Source organism: Microvirga terrestris (genome assembly GCF_015694425.1).
Taxonomy (GTDB): domain Bacteria; phylum Pseudomonadota; class Alphaproteobacteria; order Rhizobiales; family Beijerinckiaceae; genus Microvirga; species Microvirga terrestris.
Window position 1 is genome coordinate 52,547 of record NZ_JADQDN010000007.1, and the last position, 22,282, is coordinate 74,828.

At 59.3% G+C, this 22,282-nt stretch carries 16 protein-coding genes; 12 read left to right on the forward strand and 4 right to left on the reverse strand.

From position 1 onward, the window contains the following. Positions 1–70: 70 nt before the first annotated feature. The 3 genes from I2H36_RS14700 to I2H36_RS14710 form a co-directional block, all read right to left on the reverse strand. Complete coding sequence (locus I2H36_RS14700) at positions 71–832, reverse strand: SDR family NAD(P)-dependent oxidoreductase (protein WP_196264656.1); 762 nt, start codon at positions 830–832, stop codon at positions 71–73. Positions 833–906: 74 nt separating this feature from the next. Next, positions 907–2,541, reverse strand: a complete 1,635-nt coding sequence (locus I2H36_RS14705) for an acyl-CoA synthetase (protein WP_196264657.1) — start codon at positions 2,539–2,541, stop codon at positions 907–909. Between the two features lie 40 nt (positions 2,542–2,581). Beyond that, the gene (locus I2H36_RS14710; RefSeq protein WP_196264658.1) at positions 2,582–3,391 is read right to left on the reverse strand and encodes an IclR family transcriptional regulator; all 810 of its coding nucleotides are present in this window, start codon (positions 3,389–3,391) and stop codon (positions 2,582–2,584) included. Positions 3,392–3,712: 321 nt separating this feature from the next. On the opposite strand from I2H36_RS14710, the gene I2H36_RS14715 reads away from it, so the two are divergent. The 7 genes from I2H36_RS14715 to I2H36_RS14745 all read left to right on the forward strand — a co-directional run bounded on the left by I2H36_RS14715 (position 3,713) and on the right by I2H36_RS14745 (position 14,920). Further along, positions 3,713–5,581: a TRAP transporter large permease gene (locus tag I2H36_RS14715; protein ID WP_196264659.1), complete on the forward strand. Its 1,869-nt coding sequence runs from the start codon at positions 3,713–3,715 to the stop codon at positions 5,579–5,581. 50 nt (positions 5,582–5,631) lie between these two features. Further along, positions 5,632–6,642, forward strand: a complete 1,011-nt coding sequence (locus I2H36_RS14720; RefSeq protein WP_196264660.1) for a TRAP transporter substrate-binding protein — start codon at positions 5,632–5,634, stop codon at positions 6,640–6,642. Between the two features lie 80 nt (positions 6,643–6,722). Beyond that, a complete protein-coding gene (locus tag I2H36_RS14725) occupies positions 6,723–7,526 on the forward strand; it encodes an SDR family NAD(P)-dependent oxidoreductase (RefSeq protein ID WP_196264661.1) in 804 nt (267 codons plus the stop codon). 12 nt (positions 7,527–7,538) lie between these two features. Continuing rightward, positions 7,539–8,420 carry an alpha/beta fold hydrolase gene (locus tag I2H36_RS14730; protein WP_196264662.1) on the forward strand — a complete coding sequence of 294 codons (882 nt, stop codon included), beginning with the start codon at positions 7,539–7,541 and terminating at the stop codon, positions 8,418–8,420. 22 nt (positions 8,421–8,442) lie between these two features. Further along, positions 8,443–9,324 carry a PCC domain-containing protein gene (locus I2H36_RS14735; protein WP_196264663.1) on the forward strand — a complete coding sequence of 294 codons (882 nt, stop codon included), beginning with the start codon at positions 8,443–8,445 and terminating at the stop codon, positions 9,322–9,324. A gap of 562 nt (positions 9,325–9,886) precedes the next feature. Beyond that, positions 9,887–12,598 (forward strand): Ig-like domain-containing protein, encoded by a 2,712-nt coding sequence (locus tag I2H36_RS14740; RefSeq protein ID WP_196264664.1) that lies wholly within the window; start codon positions 9,887–9,889, stop codon positions 12,596–12,598. 135 nt (positions 12,599–12,733) lie between these two features. Next, entirely contained in the window at positions 12,734–14,920 is a 2,187-nt protein-coding gene (locus I2H36_RS14745) for a CHASE2 domain-containing protein (protein ID WP_196264665.1), read from the forward strand. A 229-nt stretch (positions 14,921–15,149) separates the two neighbouring features. On the opposite strand, the gene I2H36_RS14750 is transcribed toward I2H36_RS14745, so the two are convergent. Beyond that, complete coding sequence (locus I2H36_RS14750) at positions 15,150–15,617, reverse strand: Lrp/AsnC family transcriptional regulator (protein WP_196264666.1); 468 nt, start codon at positions 15,615–15,617, stop codon at positions 15,150–15,152. A gap of 365 nt (positions 15,618–15,982) precedes the next feature. Between I2H36_RS14750 and I2H36_RS14755 the strand changes: the two genes are divergently transcribed. The 5 genes from I2H36_RS14755 (at position 15,983) to I2H36_RS14775 (ending at position 22,254) form a co-directional block, all read left to right on the forward strand. After that, a complete protein-coding gene (locus tag I2H36_RS14755; protein WP_246718841.1) occupies positions 15,983–17,584 on the forward strand; it encodes a TIGR04028 family ABC transporter substrate-binding protein in 1,602 nt (533 codons plus the stop codon). 82 nt (positions 17,585–17,666) lie between these two features. Beyond that, on the forward strand, positions 17,667–18,611 hold the full coding sequence (locus I2H36_RS14760) for an ABC transporter permease (protein WP_196264668.1): 945 nt from the start codon (positions 17,667–17,669) through the stop codon (positions 18,609–18,611). Next, entirely contained in the window at positions 18,608–19,519 is a 912-nt protein-coding gene (locus I2H36_RS14765) for an ABC transporter permease (RefSeq protein WP_196264669.1), read from the forward strand. Before I2H36_RS14760 ends, I2H36_RS14765 begins: the two co-directional genes overlap by 4 nt. Continuing rightward, the gene (locus tag I2H36_RS14770) at positions 19,516–21,189 is read left to right on the forward strand and encodes a dipeptide ABC transporter ATP-binding protein (protein ID WP_196264670.1); all 1,674 of its coding nucleotides are present in this window, start codon (positions 19,516–19,518) and stop codon (positions 21,187–21,189) included. Before I2H36_RS14765 ends, I2H36_RS14770 begins: the two co-directional genes overlap by 4 nt. A gap of 18 nt (positions 21,190–21,207) precedes the next feature. Further along, on the forward strand, positions 21,208–22,254 hold the full coding sequence (locus tag I2H36_RS14775; RefSeq protein ID WP_196264671.1) for a putative FMN-dependent luciferase-like monooxygenase: 1,047 nt from the start codon (positions 21,208–21,210) through the stop codon (positions 22,252–22,254). Positions 22,255–22,282 lie beyond the last annotated feature (28 nt).

The following is a 22,282-nucleotide window of genomic DNA, read 5'->3' on the forward strand; positions in this document are numbered from 1 at the left end:
GGGATTATTGGTCCTAAGTGCATTTCCGAATAAAGCCAGAGGTTCGTTCTTTTGAGCGTGGCGACTGCATTCATTGACCCAACAGACCTGCGGCTGTGAAACCTCCGTCGACACAAATTGTCTGTCCCGTCACGAATCCTGCTTTTACGTCATCGAGAAGAAATATTGCCATGCTGGCAATCTCGGAAGGTTGCCCATATCGTCGCTGAGGAACTCTTTCGATCCACTCAGATCGGATTTTGTCAGTATGAATCTCGCGCACAAGGGGCGTATCGACAGGGCCTGGCGCAATGGCGTTGACGCGCACTCCCGAAGCAGCAAGCTCCACAGCCATGACCTGCGTCATCGTGATCACGCCGCCTTTGGAAGCGCCATAGGCAACCCGGCCGATGTTGCCACGGATCCCGGACACGGAAGCGATATTGACGATTGCACCCTTGCCGCGCTCGCGCATCCGTTTGGCGACTTCGCGTGAGGTCACAAAACTCCCAACGACGTTGATGTCGAGGATTTTACGGAACAGGTCGGCGCTGGTGTCGAGTGCGGGTACATCCTTCGCAATGCCGGCGGCGTTGACCAGCCCGGTAATTGGGCCGACCTGCGCTTCGCATTGTTCTACCGCCTGCTCAACAGCGGCTTCATCCGCAATATCCAGCTGAAGGAAATGAACGTCATCACCCGACTGTGCGATGGCTTTCCGGCTCTGGTCGAGGTTCCGCTCGTCGCGATCCACGATGATGGCTCTCCAGCCTTGATCGAGCACCGCCTCGGCGATGGCAAAGCCTATTCCTGAGGCCCCGCCCGTGACGAAAATTGTATGCTGTATAGACATCGCTCTCCTCTGCATCGTGGATTCTCCCGCATGGTTGCTCACCAACTCACGCCTGGAAAGCAGCGCTGAGACGTTTATTGTCGCTTATTCGAAACCTCGGCGTGCTCGATCGACTGAAGGTAGCCTTTTGTCTCGAGTTCTTCACGAATGGTCTTCTTGGTAATCTTGCCATAGGCCGATTTCGGCAAGGCATCCCAGAAGAATACGCGCTTCGGGAGCTTATAGCGTGCGATCCTGCCGTCGAGCCAAGCGAGGAGCTCGCCCTCGTCCAGCGTCTGCTCCGGCCGCAGGGCGCAGACCGCCACGCCGGCTTCGCCCCATGTCCTGTCAGGCACGCCCAACACTGCGACCTCGGCGATAGCCGTGTGGGTGAGGATTTTCTCCTCAATTTCGCGCGGATAGATATTGGAGCCACCCGAGATGTACATGTCCGAGGCGCGGCCGGTGATGAAGAGGAAGCCCTCTTGGTCCATATGGCCGAGATCGCCGGTTCTGAACCAGCCGTCTCGAAAGGCTTTCCCGTTGGCTTCCGGGTTGTTGTAGTATCCGGCGAAGACAGCCGGACCACAGACGCAGATCTCGCCCGTCACACCCGCCGGCATCTCGTTTCCCTGATCGTCCTGGATTGAGACCTGCATGCCCGTCCGCTCGTAGCCGCAGGTTCCCACCTTCGCACCCGGGCCGTCTTCCGGGTCGTGCAGCCAAGGGGGCAGCACGGTGATGTTGCCGGTCACTTCCCCGAGCCCGAAGTACTGTACCAGCACCTTTCCGAGCTTTTTCAGGGCGTGCTTCTGGTCCTCCCGATACATGGTAGCACCCGCATAGATCACATAGCGCAGAGACGAGTGATCGTGCGCATCAACCGAGGGGTGTTCCGTCAGAAGTTTTACGATGGTGGGTACCGTAAACATGCTTGTGATGCGCCATCTCTCCACTAGGCTCCAGGCTTCGTCGACATCGAAGCGCTCGCTCGACAGGAGCACCGTTTTAGCGGCGCGCCCGACCTGTACGAGTTGATGGACACCCGCCCCGTGGGACAGCGGAGCGACGACCAGGGACGCGTCGGCGTTCGTGGTGCCGGGCAATAGATCGCAGAGATGATTGGTGATCACGAAGGCCATCTGACCATGGGTCAGAACGGCAGCCTTGGGCCGCCCCGTCGTTCCAGAGGTAAAGAAGAACCAACACGGATCGTCGTAATCCACAACCGCTTCCGGCACCGATTGCCCCCTATGAAGTTCGACGAGGTCGTCGTAGTTTTCGCCTATGCTGGAGCTGCCGATGGATATCAGGAAGCGAACTGCAGGTCCCGTCCCGCGGACGGTCTCGGCATGTTCGGGAAAGTCGGCGTGACAGATCATGGCCGAAGCGCCGCTCGCCTGCGCCAAGTAGGCGACCTCATCCGGCGTCTGCCGGAAGTTTGTTGGGACCCAGACCGCGCCAAGCCGGAAGCAGGCGAACATCGATTCGAACATCTGGTTGCAGTTCTTGGACTGCACAAGCACGCGGTCGCCCTTCCGGATGCCTTTTGTTCCAAGTGCCGCTGCCATCCCATCAACGCGCCGGTCGAGTTCTGCCCAGCTCCATGTGCGCTGGCCCCAAACGAAGCCGATTTCCGTGCCGTGCCGGCGTGCGGCCTGACGCAGCATGTGGGACAAGTTCATGACCCGCTTCGTCGCAGGTGTGATCAGGGGAGGGGTGCTGTTCATGGGGCTCGTTCCGAATGGGCGGGGCGGTGGATCGGCACGGTCAGGCTTTCACAGGGAAAAACATCTTGCGGAGCTTGCTCTCGACGCGCTCGGCCGCAGTTCTGAGTTGACGGACGAGCTCAGGCTGCCGTCCGACATTCATGCGGCTGTCGATGGCTGCGAGGCTCAGCGCACCGGCAATCCGCCCATCCGGGAACCTAATCGCAACGCCGAGCCCCCAGGAGCCAGCAACGATGCGGCCGGGATTGAGCGCGTAGCCCTGACGGCGCGCGGCGGCGACATCGTCACGAATCTGCTCCACGGGATAATAGGAGTACTGAGTCTCGAGGACCTTTCGGTTCGCGGTGAGCACGTTCTCTACGTCATCAGCGTCGAGGGAGGACAGCATGGCGAGCGATCCGGCGCCGATGCCGAGAGGGTGGTGGTTTCCAACCTGCAGAGCATGGGTGCGTACGGGATAAGTGCCTTCCTCCCGGTGCAGACACACAGCATAATTGTCACGCCTCACAGACAGAAAGCTCGTATCCATCGTGATATCGGAGAGGCTGCGCAGGCTCTTAAGCGAAAGCTCAAGCAGACCATGGCGGCGCGACGCGAGGGTGCCAAGCACATAGGCTTCCTCACCCAGGTGATACCGGCGCGTTTGCGCCTCCTGCTCCACCAGGCCAGCGCGCATAAGAGCAAGAAGCAGACGCCGAGCCGTCGGTTTGTTGAGGCCGCTCTCCTCGACCAGGTCAACCAGTTGCGCGCCGTGTTTGGCTTCACGACCGACGAGTGCCAGCAAGCGTAGGGCTCGGTCCACACTCTGGGACCCTGACAGATCTCTAGTCGACAAGGAGGCACCATCCATAAGGCAGATCCCTAGCTGGTCCACATGATGGACCGAGAAACCTCGATCCTCAGCCATGTCTCTAGGCTAAATCGCTTCAGCGCGTGTTGCAATGACAAGTAAGATGTGTATCTTTTTTCCGTCCGCCGTGAAACAAAGATCCACAAGGTGGACCTGCCAAATTCATTTGTTGCGGCGTGGATGGGAGGGGTACGGAAATGTTTAATGAGATACTCCGCACCGATCCCTCTCGGATCTGCCTGCATGCTGCGCCAGTTCTTCCATTGGATGGAGCGTGAGATGTCGCGCCACCTAGCAGCGTGATTTAGCATGGAAAGCAACATGACTGCCGCTGGCGATACCATCGATCCGCTGTCTAATGTCGAGGAGCGCGACGAACCTCACATCTGGGCTCTGCTGATCCGCCCGATCGAGATGATCTCGGCCTTGCTTCTCTGCATCATCATCGTGCTCCTTCTGTCCGGCGTTGCTTCCCGCTATGTGTTCTCCTATCCGGTTGTCTGGATCGACGAAGTTGCATCGATCTCATTCCTGTGGCTCGCCATGCTGGGCTCGGCCATCGCCATCGACCGGAACGAGCATCTCAGGCTGACGCTCTTTACAGGAATGTTTCCCAGAAGATTGCAAGGCTTCACCCGCACTCTTGGTCTCGTCCTCACCGCGACGTTCCTGCTGGTCATGCTGCAACCGGCCGTCGAATATGTGATGGAGGAATGGTACGTCACATCGGCGGCCCTCAACATTCCCAACAGTTTTCGCGTCTCGGCGATCGCCTTCGGCATCTTTGCCATGCTGGGCTTCATCGTATTGCATGCGGTGAAGAACTCGACACTGCGAGACCTTGCCGTGTCGGTAGTCGTCGTGGCAGCCATCGTCGGAATGCTCTGGTTCATTTCGCCTGCACTGATGAGACTCGGCAACGTCAACATCCTCATCTTTCTCGTCGGGGCCGTGGCCCTTTGCCTCGTGATGGGTGTGCCGATCGCCTTCTGTTTCGGCATTGGTACCTTGGCGTTTCTGGCCTTCACCACGCGTGTGCCGATCTTCGTCATGATTGGACGCATGGACGAGGGGATGTCGAGCATCATCCTGCTGTCGGTGCCGATCTTCGTGTTCCTTGGCTGCATTCTCGATGCGACCGGGATGGGCAAGGCCATCGTCGACTTCCTCGCATCTCTCCTGGGCCATGTGCGGGCCGGCATGTCTTACGTGCTGCTCGGCTCGCTGTTCCTGGTCTCGGGCATTTCCGGCTCGAAGGTGTCGGACATGGCTACAGTTGCGCCGGCCCTGTTCCCGGAGATGAAGCGGCGTGGGCACAAGCCGCGGGAGATGATCGCGCTCCTCGCAACAGGCGCGGCCATGGCCGATACGGTCCCGCCCTCGATCGTGCTGATCGTGCTCGGCTCGGTTGCCGGCGTCTCCATCGCAGGACTGTTCACGAGCGGCTTTGCCATCGCCATGGTGTTGCTTGCCGTGCTCGCTATCCTCGCACGCTGGAAGGCTTCCGGCGAGCGTCTTGGAGACGTGCGGCGTGCACCCTTCGGGACCATGTGGCGCACGATGCTCATCGCGGCCCCGGCGCTGGTGCTGCCATTCATCATTCGGAGTGCAGTCGGCGGAGGCATCGCGACAGCAACCGAGGTCTCTACGATCGCGGTTCTCTACGCCCTCATCATCGGAATATTCCTCTATGGCGGCATCGGACTACGCAAATTCTATGACATGCTTGTGGAGACAGCTGCGCTCTCCGGCGCTATCCTACTTATCCTCGGCACCGCGCTTGCTATGGCTTGGGCACTGACTCAGACTGGCTTTGCCCAGCAGCTTGCAACTGTGATGGCGGGCCTGCCCGGTGGCTGGATCATCTTCATGGCCATGACGATCGTGGTGTTCCTGCTCCTCGGATGCGTGCTGGAGGGCCTGCCTGCCATTGTACTCATGGCCCCGCTCATGTTCCCGATTGCCAAGAACCTGGGCATCAACGATATCCACTACTCCATGGTGGTGGTGACGGCGATGAATATCGGTCTGATGGCTCCGCCCATCGGCATCGGCTTCTACATTGCCTGCAAGATCGGCAACGTCTCCCCGGATGAAGCCATGGGCGCGATCTGGCCTTACATTCTGGCGTTGCTTGCCGGTCTCGTGCTGATTGCCGCAATTCCAGGCATTTCTACCGCGTTCCTGTAACCCAAGAGCACGCTGCAAGGCGCCTTTCACAATAAGCAAGAGAGAGAAACATGATCATTTCACGCCGTACCCTGCTGCAAGGCACCACCTCCGCTGCGCTAGTCGGCAGCTTCGGGGTTCGTGCCCAATCGGCCGAGTTTATTTACAAATACGCCAACAACCTACCAGTCACGCATCCGATGAACCTGCGTGCCAAGGAAGCGGCCGACAGAATCAAGCAGGAAACGGGCGGAAGGGTTGAGATCCAGATCTTCCCCAACAACCAGCTCGGCTCCGACACCGACATGCTGAGCCAGGTCCGGTCGGGCGGCGTCGAGTTCTTCACTCTGTCGCCGCTGATCCTGTCCACTCTCGTGCCCAACGCTTCGATCAGCGGCATCGGCTTCGCCTTCCCGAACTACGACAGCGTCTGGAAGGCGATGGATGGCGATCTCGGCGCCTATGTGCGCGGCCAGATCGCCAAGGCGAACCTCGTCGTAATGGATAAGATCTGGGATAATGGCTTCCGCCAGACCACGAGTTCCAACAAGCCGATCCAGACGCCTGACGATCTAAAGGGCTTCAAAATCCGTGTGCCGGTGAGCCCGCTCTGGACATCCATGTTCACGGCCTTCGGTTCGGCCCCGGCCAGTATCAACTTCGCAGAGGTCTATACGGCGCTGCAGACCAAAGTTGTTGATGGGCAGGAGAACCCGCTCGCGATCATATCGACTGCAAAGCTCTTCGAGGTGCAAAAATTTGTCTCCATGACAAACCACATGTGGGACGGATTCTGGTTCCTGGCCAATCGCCGTGCCTGGGAGCGGCTTCCGGAGGACCTGCGGCCCATCGTGGCCAAGCACCTCAACGCTGCCGCCGTCGAGGAGCGTGCCGATGTGGCGAAGCTGAACGCCAGCCTCAAGGACGAACTCGTCTCCAAGGGCATGCAATTCAACGATCCGGATCCGGCTCTCTTCCGCGAGGCGTTGCGCAAGGCTGGCTTCTATGCCGAATGGAAGAAGAAGTACGGCGACGAGGCCTGGGCCATCCTTGAGAAGGCAGTAGGCAGCAATCTGACCTGACCCCCATCCTCGCGACCAGCGTACATCGCCGGTCGCACACTCTTTCCTGCTGAAAGTTCTGGGACGCGCTGGAGAGCTTCATGGTCGAACGTCTGAAGGGAAAAACGGCCATTGTTTTCGGGGCTGGATCCTCAGGAGACGGTTGGGGCAACGGCAAGGCTGCGGCCGTTGCCTATGCCCGGGAGGGAGCCCGTATTGCCTGCATCGATCTAGTCAGGGAGGCAGCGGACGAAACGGCATCGATCATCGTGAAGGAAGGTGGCGAGGCGGTCGCATTTGCGGCCGATGTCACGGATACGAGTGCGGTCGCGGCAGCGGTTACCCAGGTTGTCACGGCCTTCGGGCGCATCGATATCCTGCATAACAACGTGGGTGTGACCCATATGGGAGGGCCCGTCGAACTGACCGAGGAGCAATTCGAGGCCGCTCTGAAGCTCAATCTCGGACCTGTCTACCGCACGGCCAAGGCCGTGATCCCGCACATGTTGCGCCAGGGAGGAGGCGCCATCGTTAACATATCGTCCCTCGCGGCTATCCGCTGGACCGGCTATCCCTATTTCGCCTACTACGCCACTAAGGCGGCGGTGAACCAGGCGACGGTGGCGCTCGCGATGCAATATGCCCGTCAGGGAATCCGTGCCAACTGCATCATGCCAGGCCTCATCGACACGCCGCTGATCTATCGCCAGATTTCGAGTCAATATGCCTCGGTCGAAGACATGGTGGCGGCGCGCAATGCGGCCGTTCCGGTTGGCCGAATGGGAACGGCTTGGGATGTGGCCAATGCGGCGGTCTTTCTCGCGTCCGACGAGGCGCAGTTCATCACGGGCGTTTGCCTCCCGGTTGACGGTGGGCAGAGCTGCTCCGTCTCAGATTCTCGGTGAGGATCAAGCTCAATGGCATTCGCGACCACGAGCGACGGCATTCGGCTCTTCTACGAATCCACCGGAGCGGGCACCCCCATCGTCTTCGTGCACGAGTTCGGCGGCAACCATTGGAGTTGGGAGCCGCAGGTCAGCTACTTCTCCCGCAGGCACCAATGCATCACTTTTTCGGCTCGGGGTTATCCGCCATCGGATATACCCGAGGACGTGGAGAAGTACTCCCAGGCCCGCGCGACCGATGACATCATCGATGTCATGAATGCGGCGGGGGTCAAAAAGGCCCATCTCGTCGGCCTCTCGATGGGAGCGTTCGCGTGCCTGCATGCGGCTCTCCGCTATCCCGATCGCATCCGGTCTGCTGTTGTCGCCGGAGCGGGGTACGGTTCCGAGAAGGAGCATCAGGAGTTTTTCCGCCGCAACTCCGAGCATGTGGCACTGGGCTTCGAAAAACGAGGAGCCCGGGCGTTTGCCACGGTTTACGGGGAGAGCGCCTCGCGGGTGCAGTTTCAGGAGAAGGATCCCCGGGGCTGGCAGCTGTTCGTGGAGCGGCTGGCACAGCACTCCGACAAGGGGGCCGCCAATACCATGCGCGGCGTTCAGATGCGGCGGCCGTCGCTCTACGATCTGAAGGCCGAGTTAGTGGTTCTTGAGGTTCCTATGCTCATAGTTGTTGGCGATGAGGATGATCATTCGATCCAACCAAGCATCTTCCTGAAGCGGGCGGCACCGCGCTCTGGCCTCGCCATGCTTCCGAAATCCGGTCACACCCTGAACCTGGAGGAACCGGCGCTGTTCAACCAACTTCTGACGGAGTTCCTAACGCGGGTGGAGGCAGGGCGCTGGGTAGCGCGGGATGCGCGCGCTGACCCGAGGCAGATCATGCGGGCGGATTAGGGATACGAGAGGAGGGCCTGTCATGAGACGCATCGATCATCCGGGTCCGGCTGCTGTGGAGCGTCATGCCGCCGTGCCCGGCACGGCGGTGCCGATCCGCTTCGTGCTGGAGCCCGGTCTGACGGTCGATGAGGCTGTAGCCGCGGGCATGCGGGAGGCTGGCTGTATCGGCGGCTTCGTGGAATTCCGAGGCGGACGCTGCGAACCCTTCCGGTATGTGATGCCTGCTGCATCCTCAGATCCGCGCTATGTAGCCTGGTACAGCGAGACCTTCGAACCGACCGGATCAGTGAATGTGACACGCGCCTGCGCCATCGTCGGCATTCGGGATGGTAAAACCTTTCTTCATTGCCACGGTATCTGGGATACTGGTAATGGGCGGCGGATGGGCCACATGCTCGCTCCATTGTCCAGGGTCGCGGAGCGAATCGAAGTGAGGGGTATCGGCTTCAGGGATGCGACCTTCGAGTCCATGCCTGATCCAGAGACGAACTTCACACTTTTCGAACCGGTTCGACGTGCCGGAGCCGGCTCCTCAACGACGGGAGATCGCACGCTGCTTGCGAAGGTCCGTCCAAATCAGGACGTCAGCCTTGCCATCGAGGAAATCTGCTTACGGCACGGGATAGCAAGCGCCAATGTCTATGGGATCGGCAGCCTTAACGGCGTGCGCTTCGTTCATAGAGCGCGGGTGGATTCTCACGCCACGGAAGTCCTGATCCGTGCGGGACGCATTGAGAGGGAGGACGGGCAGATAAGAGCGAGGCTTACCCTTAACGTCGTCGATTTGGATGGGGTGATCTCATCCGGGGAAATCGCCCGCGGCGACAATCCTGTATGCATCACCTTCGAACTCGTCATCGAGGCGATTGGGGATAAAACTGACGCTGGGCTGGATGCTTGAATATCTCATCTGACTTTAGATAAAGTTGGGCTAGAGAATAGGTACGCCGAACCTGTCTAAAGGATGCCGCTCCAGTCAGACAGCTCGGTTCTACCGGGTAACGGCATATAAATTTCGGCCGATCTGCGCCAGCTTCGCATCACTTTGCGTTGGACAGGAATATCCACAACTGCACGACGAGCTAACCGGCATACGGTGACGCTTGAAGGTCGGTTTTGACCCAGAGGCGACATTTCACTTCACTGTAGTCTCGCATCAGCCTGACTTCAGAGATAACTAGGAGAGCGGTCTGGGATCGCGAGACCCGCTCGGACGTCCCCGCCGTGAAAAGAAGGGGAGCCTTGGTCGGCCTAAGAGAGCACGTTAGTTGAGCCGGCGAAATGTATCGTGTCATCAAGAACAGTGAGGGAAGTACAGCTTCCTCGATCGTTTTGAGCAATCACATCATCTTGTGCCGTAACAGGCCACTGCTGGCAGAGAACCTTCAACTTTGTTAGGATTCGCTTCCGATAGTATTAAGCTGTCAAAAGGACTATGATCACAGCAACCCAAGGGGTTTGCTGTGTACCGATCCGGGGACGGCACAACTGTTTTTGACATTCACGTCGACGTTGCCGACGCGTCGAGTCGTGCGGGTGACTCAGATTCCGCAATTCTGTTTCCTGATAAGGATCTTCTTTTTAAAGCCGAGTACAAAAGAGCAGGACCCGATCTCCTACTCACAGGACCCGAGACAACCGCTGTCATCCTAGGGTTCTTCAAAGACGAACGACGTCTCAGCATTAGTACGCCGGAAGGGGCAAGCCTTACGGGCGCAACCGTCGAGGCGCTGGCAGGTCCGGATACACGAGGGCAATATGCGCAAATGGGTGCTGCGGCGGCCTTCGCTCCCATCGGGCATGTCGAGAAAGCGTCAGGAACCGTCACTGTACTGCGGAATGGCGCCTTGATCGCGCTTCGGCTTGGCGACGCGGTCGCAAAGGGCGACGTCGTGCAAACCGGCCCGAATTCTGCGCTGACGGTCAAGTTCAACGATGGAACAGTCTTCAGCCTTTCTTCCAGCGCACGGATGGTGCTGAATGATATGGTGTATGCGGCGGATTCCAATGCAAATTCGGCGTTGCTCACGCTCGTTCAGGGCGTGATCGGGTTCGTAGCAGGGCGCATTGCCAAGACCGGTGATCTCAAAATCGATACGCCAGTTGCCACGATGGCGATTAGGGGAACGGCTGTTCAGACGGAGATCACGGCTGCCAGCGGAACGACGCGCTTCTCCCTGCTCGTAGAGCCGGATGGGAACGTCGGTTCGATTGTTCTCCTGGACAAGAATAACCCATCCCACGTGATCGTATCCATGTCGGATGCCCGTGTCGCGACCCTCTTGACGCCAATGTCCGGAGCCGAACCGCGGATCACGCAAATAGCCAAGACGAACGATGACATCAGGAGTGAAAGCGACTTCGTGAGGGATCTGTATCAGTTCGTTTCCCCCGAGCCGCGACAGAGGAGGGGTAGCAGCGATCCTGATGATGCTCCCATTGTCCCTGTGAACATGCCTCAGACTGTTGATCCACTCGATTTTTCGGATTTTGCCGCAGCGCCCCCTACCCCAAAGCAAACCATATCCCGCGACGTGAACCTTCCTTCCCCGATAGCGGCACCTACGCCGATTGAGGGCGCTGCGGTTGAGGATGGGCGTGTTGAGCAGCTAGGCGCGCTGCCAGCTTCCAACGTATCGGGGTCAGAAACGCTCCCGCGCGTAGTCACGCCGGAGAAACTGCCTCCCGGTGTGACATATCGTTCTGGCTCGCGCAGCTTTCGCCTGGACCCGACGCACCCGGCTTACCAACACCTGGGTGTAGGAGAGACAGACTCGGTTACGGTTGAGTATCATCTAATCTTCAATGGTGACACCACTGTGCCAGCCTCGGTGACCTGGATAGTCGATGGTCGAAACGATGCCCCCATTGCACGAAGCGATCGCGTCGGCGCTGTTCAAGAACATGGACACACGATCCTCGCCGTGCTTCCAAACGACCGCGACATCGATGGCGACGCCCTCCGTGTGGTTCGCTGGACAGCACCTATCGAAGGTTCCGTTAGCCTGGATGCAAGGGGTAACCTCGTCTTCGATCCAGGCGACGCCTTTCAGGCTCTTAGTGACGGCGAAACCGCAACGCTGGCACTGGATTATACAATATCTGACGGCAATGGAGGAATCGATACTGCGAACCTGACCCTGCAGGTCCGGGGAGAAGGGACGTTCTCGTCGCCCCGTCAGGTCGTTCGCGACACTGACATTCTCGCGTTCAATAGTCAGTCCGTCTCGCTTTCGGTCGATGCGCCGACAGCCACCACGGCTGCAACGACTGATCTGAAACTGGTCATCGGCCTTGGCCCAGTCCTGCAGCCTCAGATGAACATTCTCTATCTAATCGATATCTCAGGCAGCACCTCGGAGAATTTCGCCGGAACGCCGGTGGGCGATCTCAACGGTGATGGTCTTGCGAACACTATTCTGGATGCGGAGATCGCGAGCCTGATTGCACTGACGGAACAGGTGAGGAGCCTCGGTTTCTCCACTGCAGACGTCACAGTGACGATCATTCCTTTCAACGGGAGCGCCGATCCCACCCTCCCCGGAGGACAGAACCAGAGCGGGGTGAATGCGGCGACCTTCAGTCTGGGGCAGGCTGGAGATGCAGCCATCGCTACCTATCTCAGAAGCCTTGATGCAGACGGCGAGACGAACTTCGCCAGCGCTCTCAAGGCGGCCATTGGCCGCCTGCAGAACCTCGATCAGGGAGGCGAGGAAAACTTCCTGTATTTTCTCTCCGACGGCAGGGGACGGGGCCCCATTGACGCCGAGATCGCGATCCTGAGCGACCTCTATGGAGCGAGGATAACTGCTCTCGGCGTTGGTGAGAATGCAAATCTCTCCCAGTTGAATGAGATTGACAACACGGATGGAGCCTCCCTGCTGACGTCGCCAGGGCAGATTGATGTTTCCGTTCTGGGATCGCCCCTGGCTGGCGGGATGATCATTGATGTCGACGTGTTCGTGAACGGCAGGGACATTGTCGAGATCGGTCCAGAGGATCTCGTTCTGACGCCGCAAGGATGGATCCTGAACGCGCCCGTCGACGGTTTGCGACGGCTTGCAGGCGATCAGAACGCCGTGTCGGCTACGGTTACGTTCGCCAGCGGCGAAGTGCTTGCGACCGAATTGACCATCGCAGGCGCTCTGCCCCGTTCCACAGATATCATCCTGTGAGTAAACATGCTCCAACCGCTGTCTCTCCTGGGGCGCTCCATGACGGGTTCGTCCGACGGAAACACGGTCAAAATTCGATTGGCTTCGCTACAGTCCTGCACAAGTCCCAGACCCTATTCTTGCTGAGTGGCAGTCATGGCGTCCGTTCTGAATAAGGCGCGACGCTTCGGGACCGGACGGATCGTTGGTCTCCTGCTTCTCGTGAATCTGCTAGCGCTCCGGATCCTGGATCCCGGACCCGTCGAGGTTGTTCGTCTGAAGTCGCTCGATATTTATCAACTCATCTATCCGCGTGCCGAGCGTCAAGGCCTTGTGGCGATCGTGGATATCGATGAGCAGAGTTTGCGGGCTCTGGGGCAATGGCCGTGGCCACGCACGATCATGGCTGAGATTGTTGCAAAGATCATCGAAGGGGGCGGAACGGTCATCGGGTTCGATGTGCTCTTTCCGGAGCCCGATCGCAGCTCGCCGGAGATCGCGGCCGAAACCTTTCAAGGTTTGGATGAAGCTACACGCGAGAAACTCCGGCATTTACCCAGCAACGACACCATCTTTGCCGATGCCATTCGAGCGTCCACGGTGGTTCTCGGACATTCGGGATATCGTGTCTCAGGAGCTGTGCCCACCGCCCAGGCAGGGATCCAGACGGGAATCGCGACACTCGGGCCGGATCCGCGCCTCTTCTTGGTTGGGTTTCCGCACCTGTTGCGGAATCTTGCTGTTCTCGATGAAGCTGCTCAGGGGCATGGCATGTTCTCGGTTGCCCCCGACCGGGATGGTGTCGTTCGCCGCGTTCCCGTAATTGCAGTAGCGGACGGAACTATCGTTCCTTCTCTCTCGCTTGAAATGCTGAGGGTCGCCACCGGATCGAATGCCGTGCTCGTCAAGACAGATCAAAGCGGTGTGCGAAGTATCGGAGTCGGGGCTTTTGAGATCCCCACGGACGGAAAAGGTCGGGTTTGGCTTCACTACTCACCCCCCAGTATGGCCCGATACATCCCCGCGGTCGACCTTGTGCGCGACAGAATGCCCGCCGATGCCCTAGCGGGAAAAATGGTGCTCATTGGGAGCTCGGCCGCCGGTCTTCTCGATCTCAAGGTCACCCCGGTGCACCCAGCACTACCAGGAGTGGAATTGCATGCTCAGCTCCTGGAGAGCACTCTCGCGGGAGCGACCTTGAGCCGGCCGAGCTACACGGCTTTCATCGAACTTGCGCTTACGACATTGATGAGCGTTCTGCTGATCGTCCAGGCTCCCAAGGTGAATGCCGGAACGCTCTTCGCTCTCGGCGGCGCCACTGCCGCGATAACGTTGGGGGTGTCGTGGTACTGCTTCACGGGCCTCGATCTTCTTATAGACTGCACCTTCCCTTTGCTCTCAAGTTTCCTGATTTACGCCGTTCTCGTTTGCACCAATTACGTGACTATTTCCGCAGATCGTTACCGGATCAGATCTGCCTTCAGCCAATATCTCTCTCCCGATCTGGTCGAGCAGCTGGCACAATCGCCGGAGAAGCTAACTCTCGGTGGAGAACAGCGTGAGCTGACCGTACTCTTCTCGGACGTGCGCGGCTTCACGGCTATTTCGGAACTCTACAAGGATGACCCGCAGGGGTTGACGGCGCTCATCAATCGGCTCTTCACCCCGCTGACGCAAGACATCATGAAGCGACGTGGGACAATCGATAAATACATGGGCGACGCGATCATGGCGTTCTGGAACGCTCCGCTCACAGACCCCAATCATGAGGTGAACGCATGCGAGGCAGCATTTGCAATGCTGGACAGCCTAAGAGCGCTCAATGAACAGCACCGGAGGGACGTCGGCGGCGATCAGGCGATTCCGCCGCTTAGAATCGGCATAGGCTTGAACACCGGCCGCTGCGTCGTCGGCAATTTCGGCTCGGATCTCCACTTTAACTATTCGGTCTTAGGCGACACGGTCAATCTGGCATCCCGTCTCGAGGGGCTGACCAAGCAGTATGGCGTTCCCATTCTCGTTGGCGAAAAAACCGCCCAGGCTGTGCGCGCTCACTTCGCAGTGCTCGAAGTCGATCATCTCCAGGTGAGAGGAAAGCTTGATCTGGAGCGGATCTTTACGATCTTGGGTCATGCCCATGTGATTAAGGACCCTGACTTCGTAGAGCTGGTCGAGCGCAACGACGCCATGCTTGCGGCCTATCGCGCCAGCAATTGGACGCAAGCTCTTGAGAGGATTCTCCTTTGCCGGGCGTTGGGCATGAGATTCGGCCTTGATGATTACTATGAACTGTACATCCAGCGGATCCAGCATCGATCCAGTATCTCCATGACGTCAAGATGAGGCGGTCGCAATTTCGTCATCATTGCGGAAGCATGATTGGTGTAGAGGCGCTCATGCAAGGCCTATAGCGCTCGAATGTCTAGTTTGACGCGTCACGGAGGTGCGTCGAATTTCAAAAACAGCGAGGCTGGCGGACTTCTATATAGTGGCGCTTAAGAGATCAGGTTGACCCAAAGGAGACACTCCAAGACCAAGCGAAGTATGGATCACACAGAGCTTGGTCCTTGGTTCAGCGCCCGATACTTGGCATTAAGGCATAGGCCGTTGTGGATTTCACCCGCTGCATGGCGAAGCGGGAAGTCACATTTTTGAGCGGAATCGCATCGATCAGGCGCTTGTAGAAGGCGTCGTAGGCTCCCATGTCGGGCACAACGACGCGCAGCAGATAATCCACATCGCCCGCCATTCGGTAGAATTCCATCACTTCCGGCATGGCTAAGACCACGTCGGCAAATTGCTGCAAGCCTTGCCCTGAGTGATCGACTATCTCGATCGATACGAAGACCGTAAGCCCCAGACCCACCTTCTCAGGATCGACCAAGGCAACCCGCTTCTGAATCACACCCGTTGTTTCCAAGCGCTGCACACGCTTCCAGCATGGCGTCTGAGACAGGTTCACCCTCTGTGCGAGTTCGGCAATAGAAATGCTGGCATCTTCCTGAAGCAGCATCAGGATCTTGGTATCTGTCGCATCCATGTCTGATCCTAGTGTGCGTGGAACAAGGATTCCATGGGGCTCGCTGGTGATGCCCCACTAAGCAGTTTCACATAGTTCTTTATATAGAACATAGTTCTTGCTTCAACCCTTGCAGTGGGTCCAGCACTCCGACTGGAGCCCAGTTTTTAGTGGTAAAGAACAAAAATTCCCTCTGGAATGAGAATGAAGAGAAGAATTTCTCTGTTCTAGCTGTTCTAAAAAAAGAACGTTCCCGTTGCATTTGGCGTGGTCTGGCCCTGATAATTCGCAGGGTATTCGTCCAACCACGCGAGGGGAAAAACGTGTTCAATATTCGACGCTTCAGGAAGACGGCCGGTCTTGCGGTCTTGCTCGGAGGCACGCTCCTGGCGGGGGCAAGCGGATGGGGAGCAGCGCAAGCGGCAGGCTCGGATGAAAAGCCTGCCAGGGGCGGAACGCTGGTCTATCTCGAGCAGCAGAGCCATACAAATCTATATCCCCCTGCAGGCGGCTTCTACCCCAATGGTGGGATCCTCAATCAGATCACCGATAAGCTGACCTATCAGAATCCCAAGACCCTCGAGATCGAGCCCTGGATCGCCGAATCGTGGACCGTGAACGCCGATGCGACTGAATACACTTTCAAGATCCGAAAAGGTGTCACGTTCTCCGATGGCACGCCCCTTGATGCTGCCGCTGTGGCCAAAAACTACGACACGTTCGGGCGTGGCAACAAGGACCTGAAGTTGCCGGTCTCGGAGGTCATCAACAATTACGACTGCAGCGAGGTCATCGACCACCAGACGGTAAAGTTTTATTTCAAGAAGCCGTCGCCCGGTTTCCTGCAGGGCACGTCCGTGATTGGATCCGGTCTTGTGTCTCCGAAGACTCTCGCGCTGCCGTATGAAGCGCTCGGCGATGCCACGAAGATCATCGGCTCGGGTCCGTTCATGGTTGCCAACGAAACGCTCGGCCGCGAACTCACATTAAAGGTGCGCGCCGACTATAGCTGGGGTCCGGCCAAACTCGAGCACCAGGGCCGCGCCTATCTCGACGAAATCAAATATATCATCACGCCGGAAGATAGCGTACGTATCGGCGCTCTGCTGGCAGGGCAGGCGGACATCATTCGCCAGATCCAAGCTTATGACGAGAAGCAGGTCGAGGACGAGGGATACCTGATATACGCTCCTTCAACCCGGGGCGTGAACAACAGCATCGTGTTCCGTCCAGACAATCCGCTCGTCGCAGACATCCGGGTTCGTCGCGCGCTGCTGCATGCCACCAACGCGGATGAGATTGTCTCGACCCTGTTCTCAACCAATTACCCGAAGGCGACCTCGATCATCGCCAAGACGGCGTCAGGCTACGTCGATCTCTCCTCGAAGCTTTCCTATGATATCGAGAAGGCCAAGCAGCTGCTTGACAAAGCCGGTTGGAAGCTTGGCTCGAACGGACGGCGCCAGAAGGATGGTCAGATTCTGGAACTCTCGGCCTACGAGTCCCTGCCGCAGCCGCAAAACAAGGAAACGCTGCAGCTTGTTGCCCAGCAATGGGAGAAGGTCGGCGTGAAGCTCAACGTGCTGACCGCCGACTCGGGCAGCGCCGTCGTGAACAACCTTGATCCCGCCAAGGCGCCCGTCTCGCCCGCCATGGTCGGACGGGCCGATCCCGATGTGATCAAGAGCCAGTACTACCCGACCAACCGTAATGTCCTGCTGCAGAAGGGCGGCAACGGCGACAAGGTGCAGTCCTTCGTCGACGAGAGGCTGAATGCGCTTCTAGACCAGCTTGCCTCCGAACCGGATCGCTCCAAGCGCTTGGCAGTGGCAAGCGAGGTTCAGAACTATGTGGTCGATCAGGCCTACGCCATTCCGATTTTCGAGGAGCCGCAGGCTTTTGCTGCCGCGCCTTACGTGAAGGGTGTGTCATTTGAAGCGGTGGGCCGTCCCAGCTTCTACAACACCTGGCTGGCGCCGCGCCGCTGAGAAAACGTCAAGCCGGTCGGGCGTCACGAACGATGTCCGACCGACCTGCAATCGATTGTCTTGATTCCAGATAGGAATATCCATGTCGCGATATGTGATCGGAAGAATCGGGCAGGCGGTTCTCGTTCTGTGGGCAGCGTTCACCGTATCTTTCGGCTTGCTGCAGGCATTGCCCGGCGACGCCATCCTCATCAAGTTCCTCAATCCCGAACTCGGTCTGGGTCCGGAGCAGATTGCCGACATCCGAACGTCCTATGGGGCCGACAGTCCGCTGGTCGTGCAATACGTTCACACTGCCATAAACTTCCTCACGGGGAATTTCGGCTATTCCATTCACGCGGGTGTTCCCGTCGGCGATCTGATCGTCGCCAATCTGCCGCCGACCCTGTGGCTTTCGACTCTCGGGTTTCTGCTGTCGCTGGTCTTCGCGATCACGCTCGCCGCACTCTCAGCACTGTCTCCCTTCGCATGGTTGCGCGCCTTCATCCAATCCATTCCCGCGCTCTTCATCTCCACACCCGTATTCTGGCTCGGTATCCTGCTGATCCAAATCTTCTCATTTCAGCTCAGGCTTGTCCCGATCATCAACCCGGGGCCGTGGCAGGCGCTGATTCTGCCCGTGCTGACATTGGCAGTGCCCATCTCTGCACCGCTCGCCCAGATCCTGATGCGCAACATCGACCACGTGCTGACCGAACCCTTCGTGGCGGTCGCCCGCGCCAAGGGTGCCTCCCATCGCTGGGTTCTGTGGAAGCATGTGGCGAAGAACGCCGTCCTGCCGACGCTCACTATCGGGGGCATCCTCTTCGGGGAGCTTCTCGCTGGCGCGGTCGTCACGGAAGCGGTGTTTGGCCTCAACGGACTCGGCGGGCTGACGCAACGCTCCGTCAATGATCAGGATATCGCGGTTCTCCAGGCGATCGTCGTGTTCTCGGCAGCGGCGTTCGTCGTCATCAATCTCACGGTAGACCTGCTCTACCCCATTTTTGATCCGCGCCTCAAAGTGAGACAAGGAGTTGTCGCATGACCGGCTTGAACACGATCGGGCGCAGCCTGCTGCGAGACGATGCGAATATCCCTGTAAAGTATTCTCAGGTGTCGAGGCAAGCTACATCGGCCGGACACGTGCTGAGGATTCTCAGAAGTATCAAGCCCGGACTTGTTCTGTCCTGGCTCGTCATGGGCGTCGTCGTGTTCTGGGCGCTGTTCCCGCAATGGTTCACCAGCTACAGCGCAACAGTCGGTGTCGCACGCCAGCAGCTTCGCGCACCGAGCGCAGACCACTGGCTCGGTACCGATGCCTTGGGGCGTGATCTTCTCGCCCGCATCATCTATGGCGCGGGCAATTCGCTCTCGGGGGCCCTTGTGGCGGTCGGCGTTGGCCTGATGGTGGGAACCACGCTCGGCATCGTTGCGGGATCGGCCCGCGGGAGGATCGACGGGGCGATCATGCGCGGCGTCGACGTGCTGCTGTCGATCCCGCAGCTCCTCCTGTCGCTCAGCATCGTCATCCTGCTCGGCTTCGGCATCGTGAATGCCGCCATCGCGGTCGGTATCACATCGATCGCCAGCTTCGCGCGGCTTGCCCGCTCAGAGGTGGTGCGGGTTCGCGCCAGTGATTATGTCGAGGCGGCTTTCGGCAGCGGCGGAACATTCAGCCGCGTGCTGCTGCGCCACATCCTGCCGAACTCCCTGACCTCCGTGATCGCCTTTGCAGCCCTGCAGCTCGGCTGGGCTATCCTGACGATCTCCACCCTGGGCTTTCTCGGCTACGGCGCGCCTCCACCCACGCCAGAATGGGGCCTGCTGATCGCCGAGGGGCGTAATTACCTCGCGCGGGCCTGGTGGCTGACGACCATACCGGGAATTGTCGTGATCCTGGTCGTCCTGTCGGCGAACCGCATTAGCCAGTCCTTTGGAAAGGCCAAGGCATGACCACGGCGATCAATATAAAGACTGTTTCTGCAGACGCGGCGAACCTGCCAATCCTTGAGATCAGAAATCTCGCGGTGGGCTATCGTGGCAATCAGGGATTTCAACGGGTCGTCCACGATGTTTCGCTTCTCGTACGTCCGGGCGAAGTCGTAGCTCTCGTCGGCGAGTCGGGATCGGGAAAGACTACCATGGCACAGGCCGTGATCGGGCTCTTAGCCGAGAACGGCCGGCTTGAGGGTGGGGCGATCCGGCTCAACGGCACCGATATCTCCGGATGGTCGCAGAAGCAGCTCGACACCATCCGTGGCAGGCAGATCAGCCTGATCCCGCAGGATCCGACAACTTCGCTTAATCCGGTCAAGACCATCGGCGCGCAGGTCGCCGAAGTGCTCCAGATCCACCGCCAGGGCAGCCGGGCGGAGATCGATGCACGGGTCATTGAGCTCCTGACCCGCGTCGGCCTCTCCCAGCCGGAGTTGCGCGCCAAGCAATATCCGCACGAATTGTCGGGCGGCATGCGTCAGCGCGTACTTATTGCCATTGCGGTCGCCCTGCGCCCGGCCCTGATCATCGCCGACGAGCCCACCAGCGCCCTCGACGTGACGGTGCAGAAGCGCATCCTGGACCTGATCGATGAACTGCGTCGCGAATACGGCACGGCGGTTCTCCTGGTGACACACGACCTAGGCGTCGCGGCCGACCGGGCGAACCATATCGTGGTGCTCAAAGGTGGGCGCATTCAGGAGCAGGGGCCGATAGCGGAAGTGCTCGCCTCTCCACGGTGCGAATATACCCGCAAGCTTCTGGCCGATGCGCCCTCGCTCGGGAAGACCCGCTCCGCCTTCCGCGTGAGATCCCGGCCCATCGTCGGACCCGATGATGCCATCGTGGTCGAGAACCTCGTGCAGGATTTTGCACTCGGCGGAAAACGCGACGTCTTTCGAGCGGTGGACGGGGTGTCCTTCACTGTCCAACGGGGAACGACCCATGCCATCGTGGGCGAATCCGGCTCGGGCAAGACGACGGCGGCGCGCAGCATCGTCGGCTTTCAGAAGCCTACCTCGGGACGCGTCTTTGTCGACGGGACCGAAGTGACGACTTTGCGAGGCGAGAACCTGCGCCGGCTCCGGAAGACGATCCAACTCGTCTACCAGAATCCGTTCGCCTCCCTCGATCCGCGGCAGACCATCTTTCAGATCGTCGAGGAGCCGCTGCTGAACTTCGATCCCCTGCCGCGGGAGGATCGTGCGAGGAAGGTCCATGCCATTCTCGATCGGGTCGACCTTCCTCAATCGGTTCTGACCCGCAGGCCTCATGCTCTTTCTGGCGGGCAGCGGCAACGCGTCGCCATCGCCCGTGCGCTCGTGCTCGACCCGCAGGTGCTGGTGCTGGACGAGGCTGTCTCGGCCCTCGATGTCACGGTACAGGCGCAGATCCTTGAGCTTCTCGATGAGCTTCAGCAGGCGTTGGGGCTGACGTACCTCTTCATCTCCCATGATCTCGCAGTAGTCCGCCAGATCTCGGATACGGTTTCGGTCCTTCACAACGGTCGTCAGGTCGACGGCGGTCCCGTCGAGGATGTGTTTCAACGCCCGGGCAGCGCCTACACGCGCGAACTCATCAGCGCGATCCCTGGACAGCGCAATGCCAACCAGCACTCATTCCAATAGGCAAAGGGAAGCAGTCCGATGACACAATCTTCGCAGCGTAAACGGCTCGGCTTTTTTACTCGCCTGTTGGATGAGGCCAGTGCAGGCGAGCGTTACCGCCTTGCAGCAGACCAGATCATCCAAGCGGAGCAGCACGGGTTCGACTCGGCTTGGGTCGCGCAGCACCATTTCCACGAGGCGGAAGGCGGTCTCCCTTCACCTCTGGTCTTCCTGTCCCATGTGGCGGCGCGAACCTCGAGAATCCGTCTCGGCACCGGCATCATCACCTTGCCGCTCGAGAATCCGGTGCGCGTGGCGGAAGACGCAGTCGTGCTCGACCTGCTGTCCGGTGGTCGCCTCGAGGTCGGCGTCGGAACAGGCGGCACTCCCTCGTCCTTCACGGCATTCGGCCTGGACAGCGCTAGCCGATCCGAGATCTACGATCGAAGTCTCGCTACCGTCAGGGATGCCTGGAACGGTCGACCTCTGAACGGCGGTGATTCCCTGTATCCCGCTGCACCGGGCCTGAACGACCGCGTCTGGCAGGCGACCTTCTCCGTCGGGGGAGGCATTCGCGCCGGAAAGGCCGGCGACGGTCTCATGCTCTCGCGCACGCAGCCCCGGCCGAAGGATGCGCCACAGGCAACTCTCCCCGACATTCAGCATCCCATCATCGACGCCTATCTCGAGGCGCTTCCTGAAAGCCGGGAGCCGCGCATCGTCGCGTCCCGTTCGCTGTTCGTTGCAGACAGCAGGAGGGAGGCATTGCGCCTCGCGGAAAAGGGGTTGCGTCGTGTTGCGGCCGATTTCGCAGCCAAGGGGCACGTGATCCCGGGTGACACTCTGGTGGACCTCCTTACCGCCCTCGACACACATGTCGGCACGCCTCAGGACGTGATCGAGAGCCTGAGCCGCGACACCACCCTGCCGCGGGTGACGGACCTCGTGTTCCAGGTCCACTCGGTCGATCCGCCGCACGAATACATCCTGCGATCGATCGAACTCATCTCCAGCGAGGTCGCCCCGGCCCTCGGCTGGCAGAACCCTGTAGAGAAGTCCCCGAAGCGCGTCGCCCTCGTGCGTTGAGCCTGCCACGTCAACCATTGGAATGTGA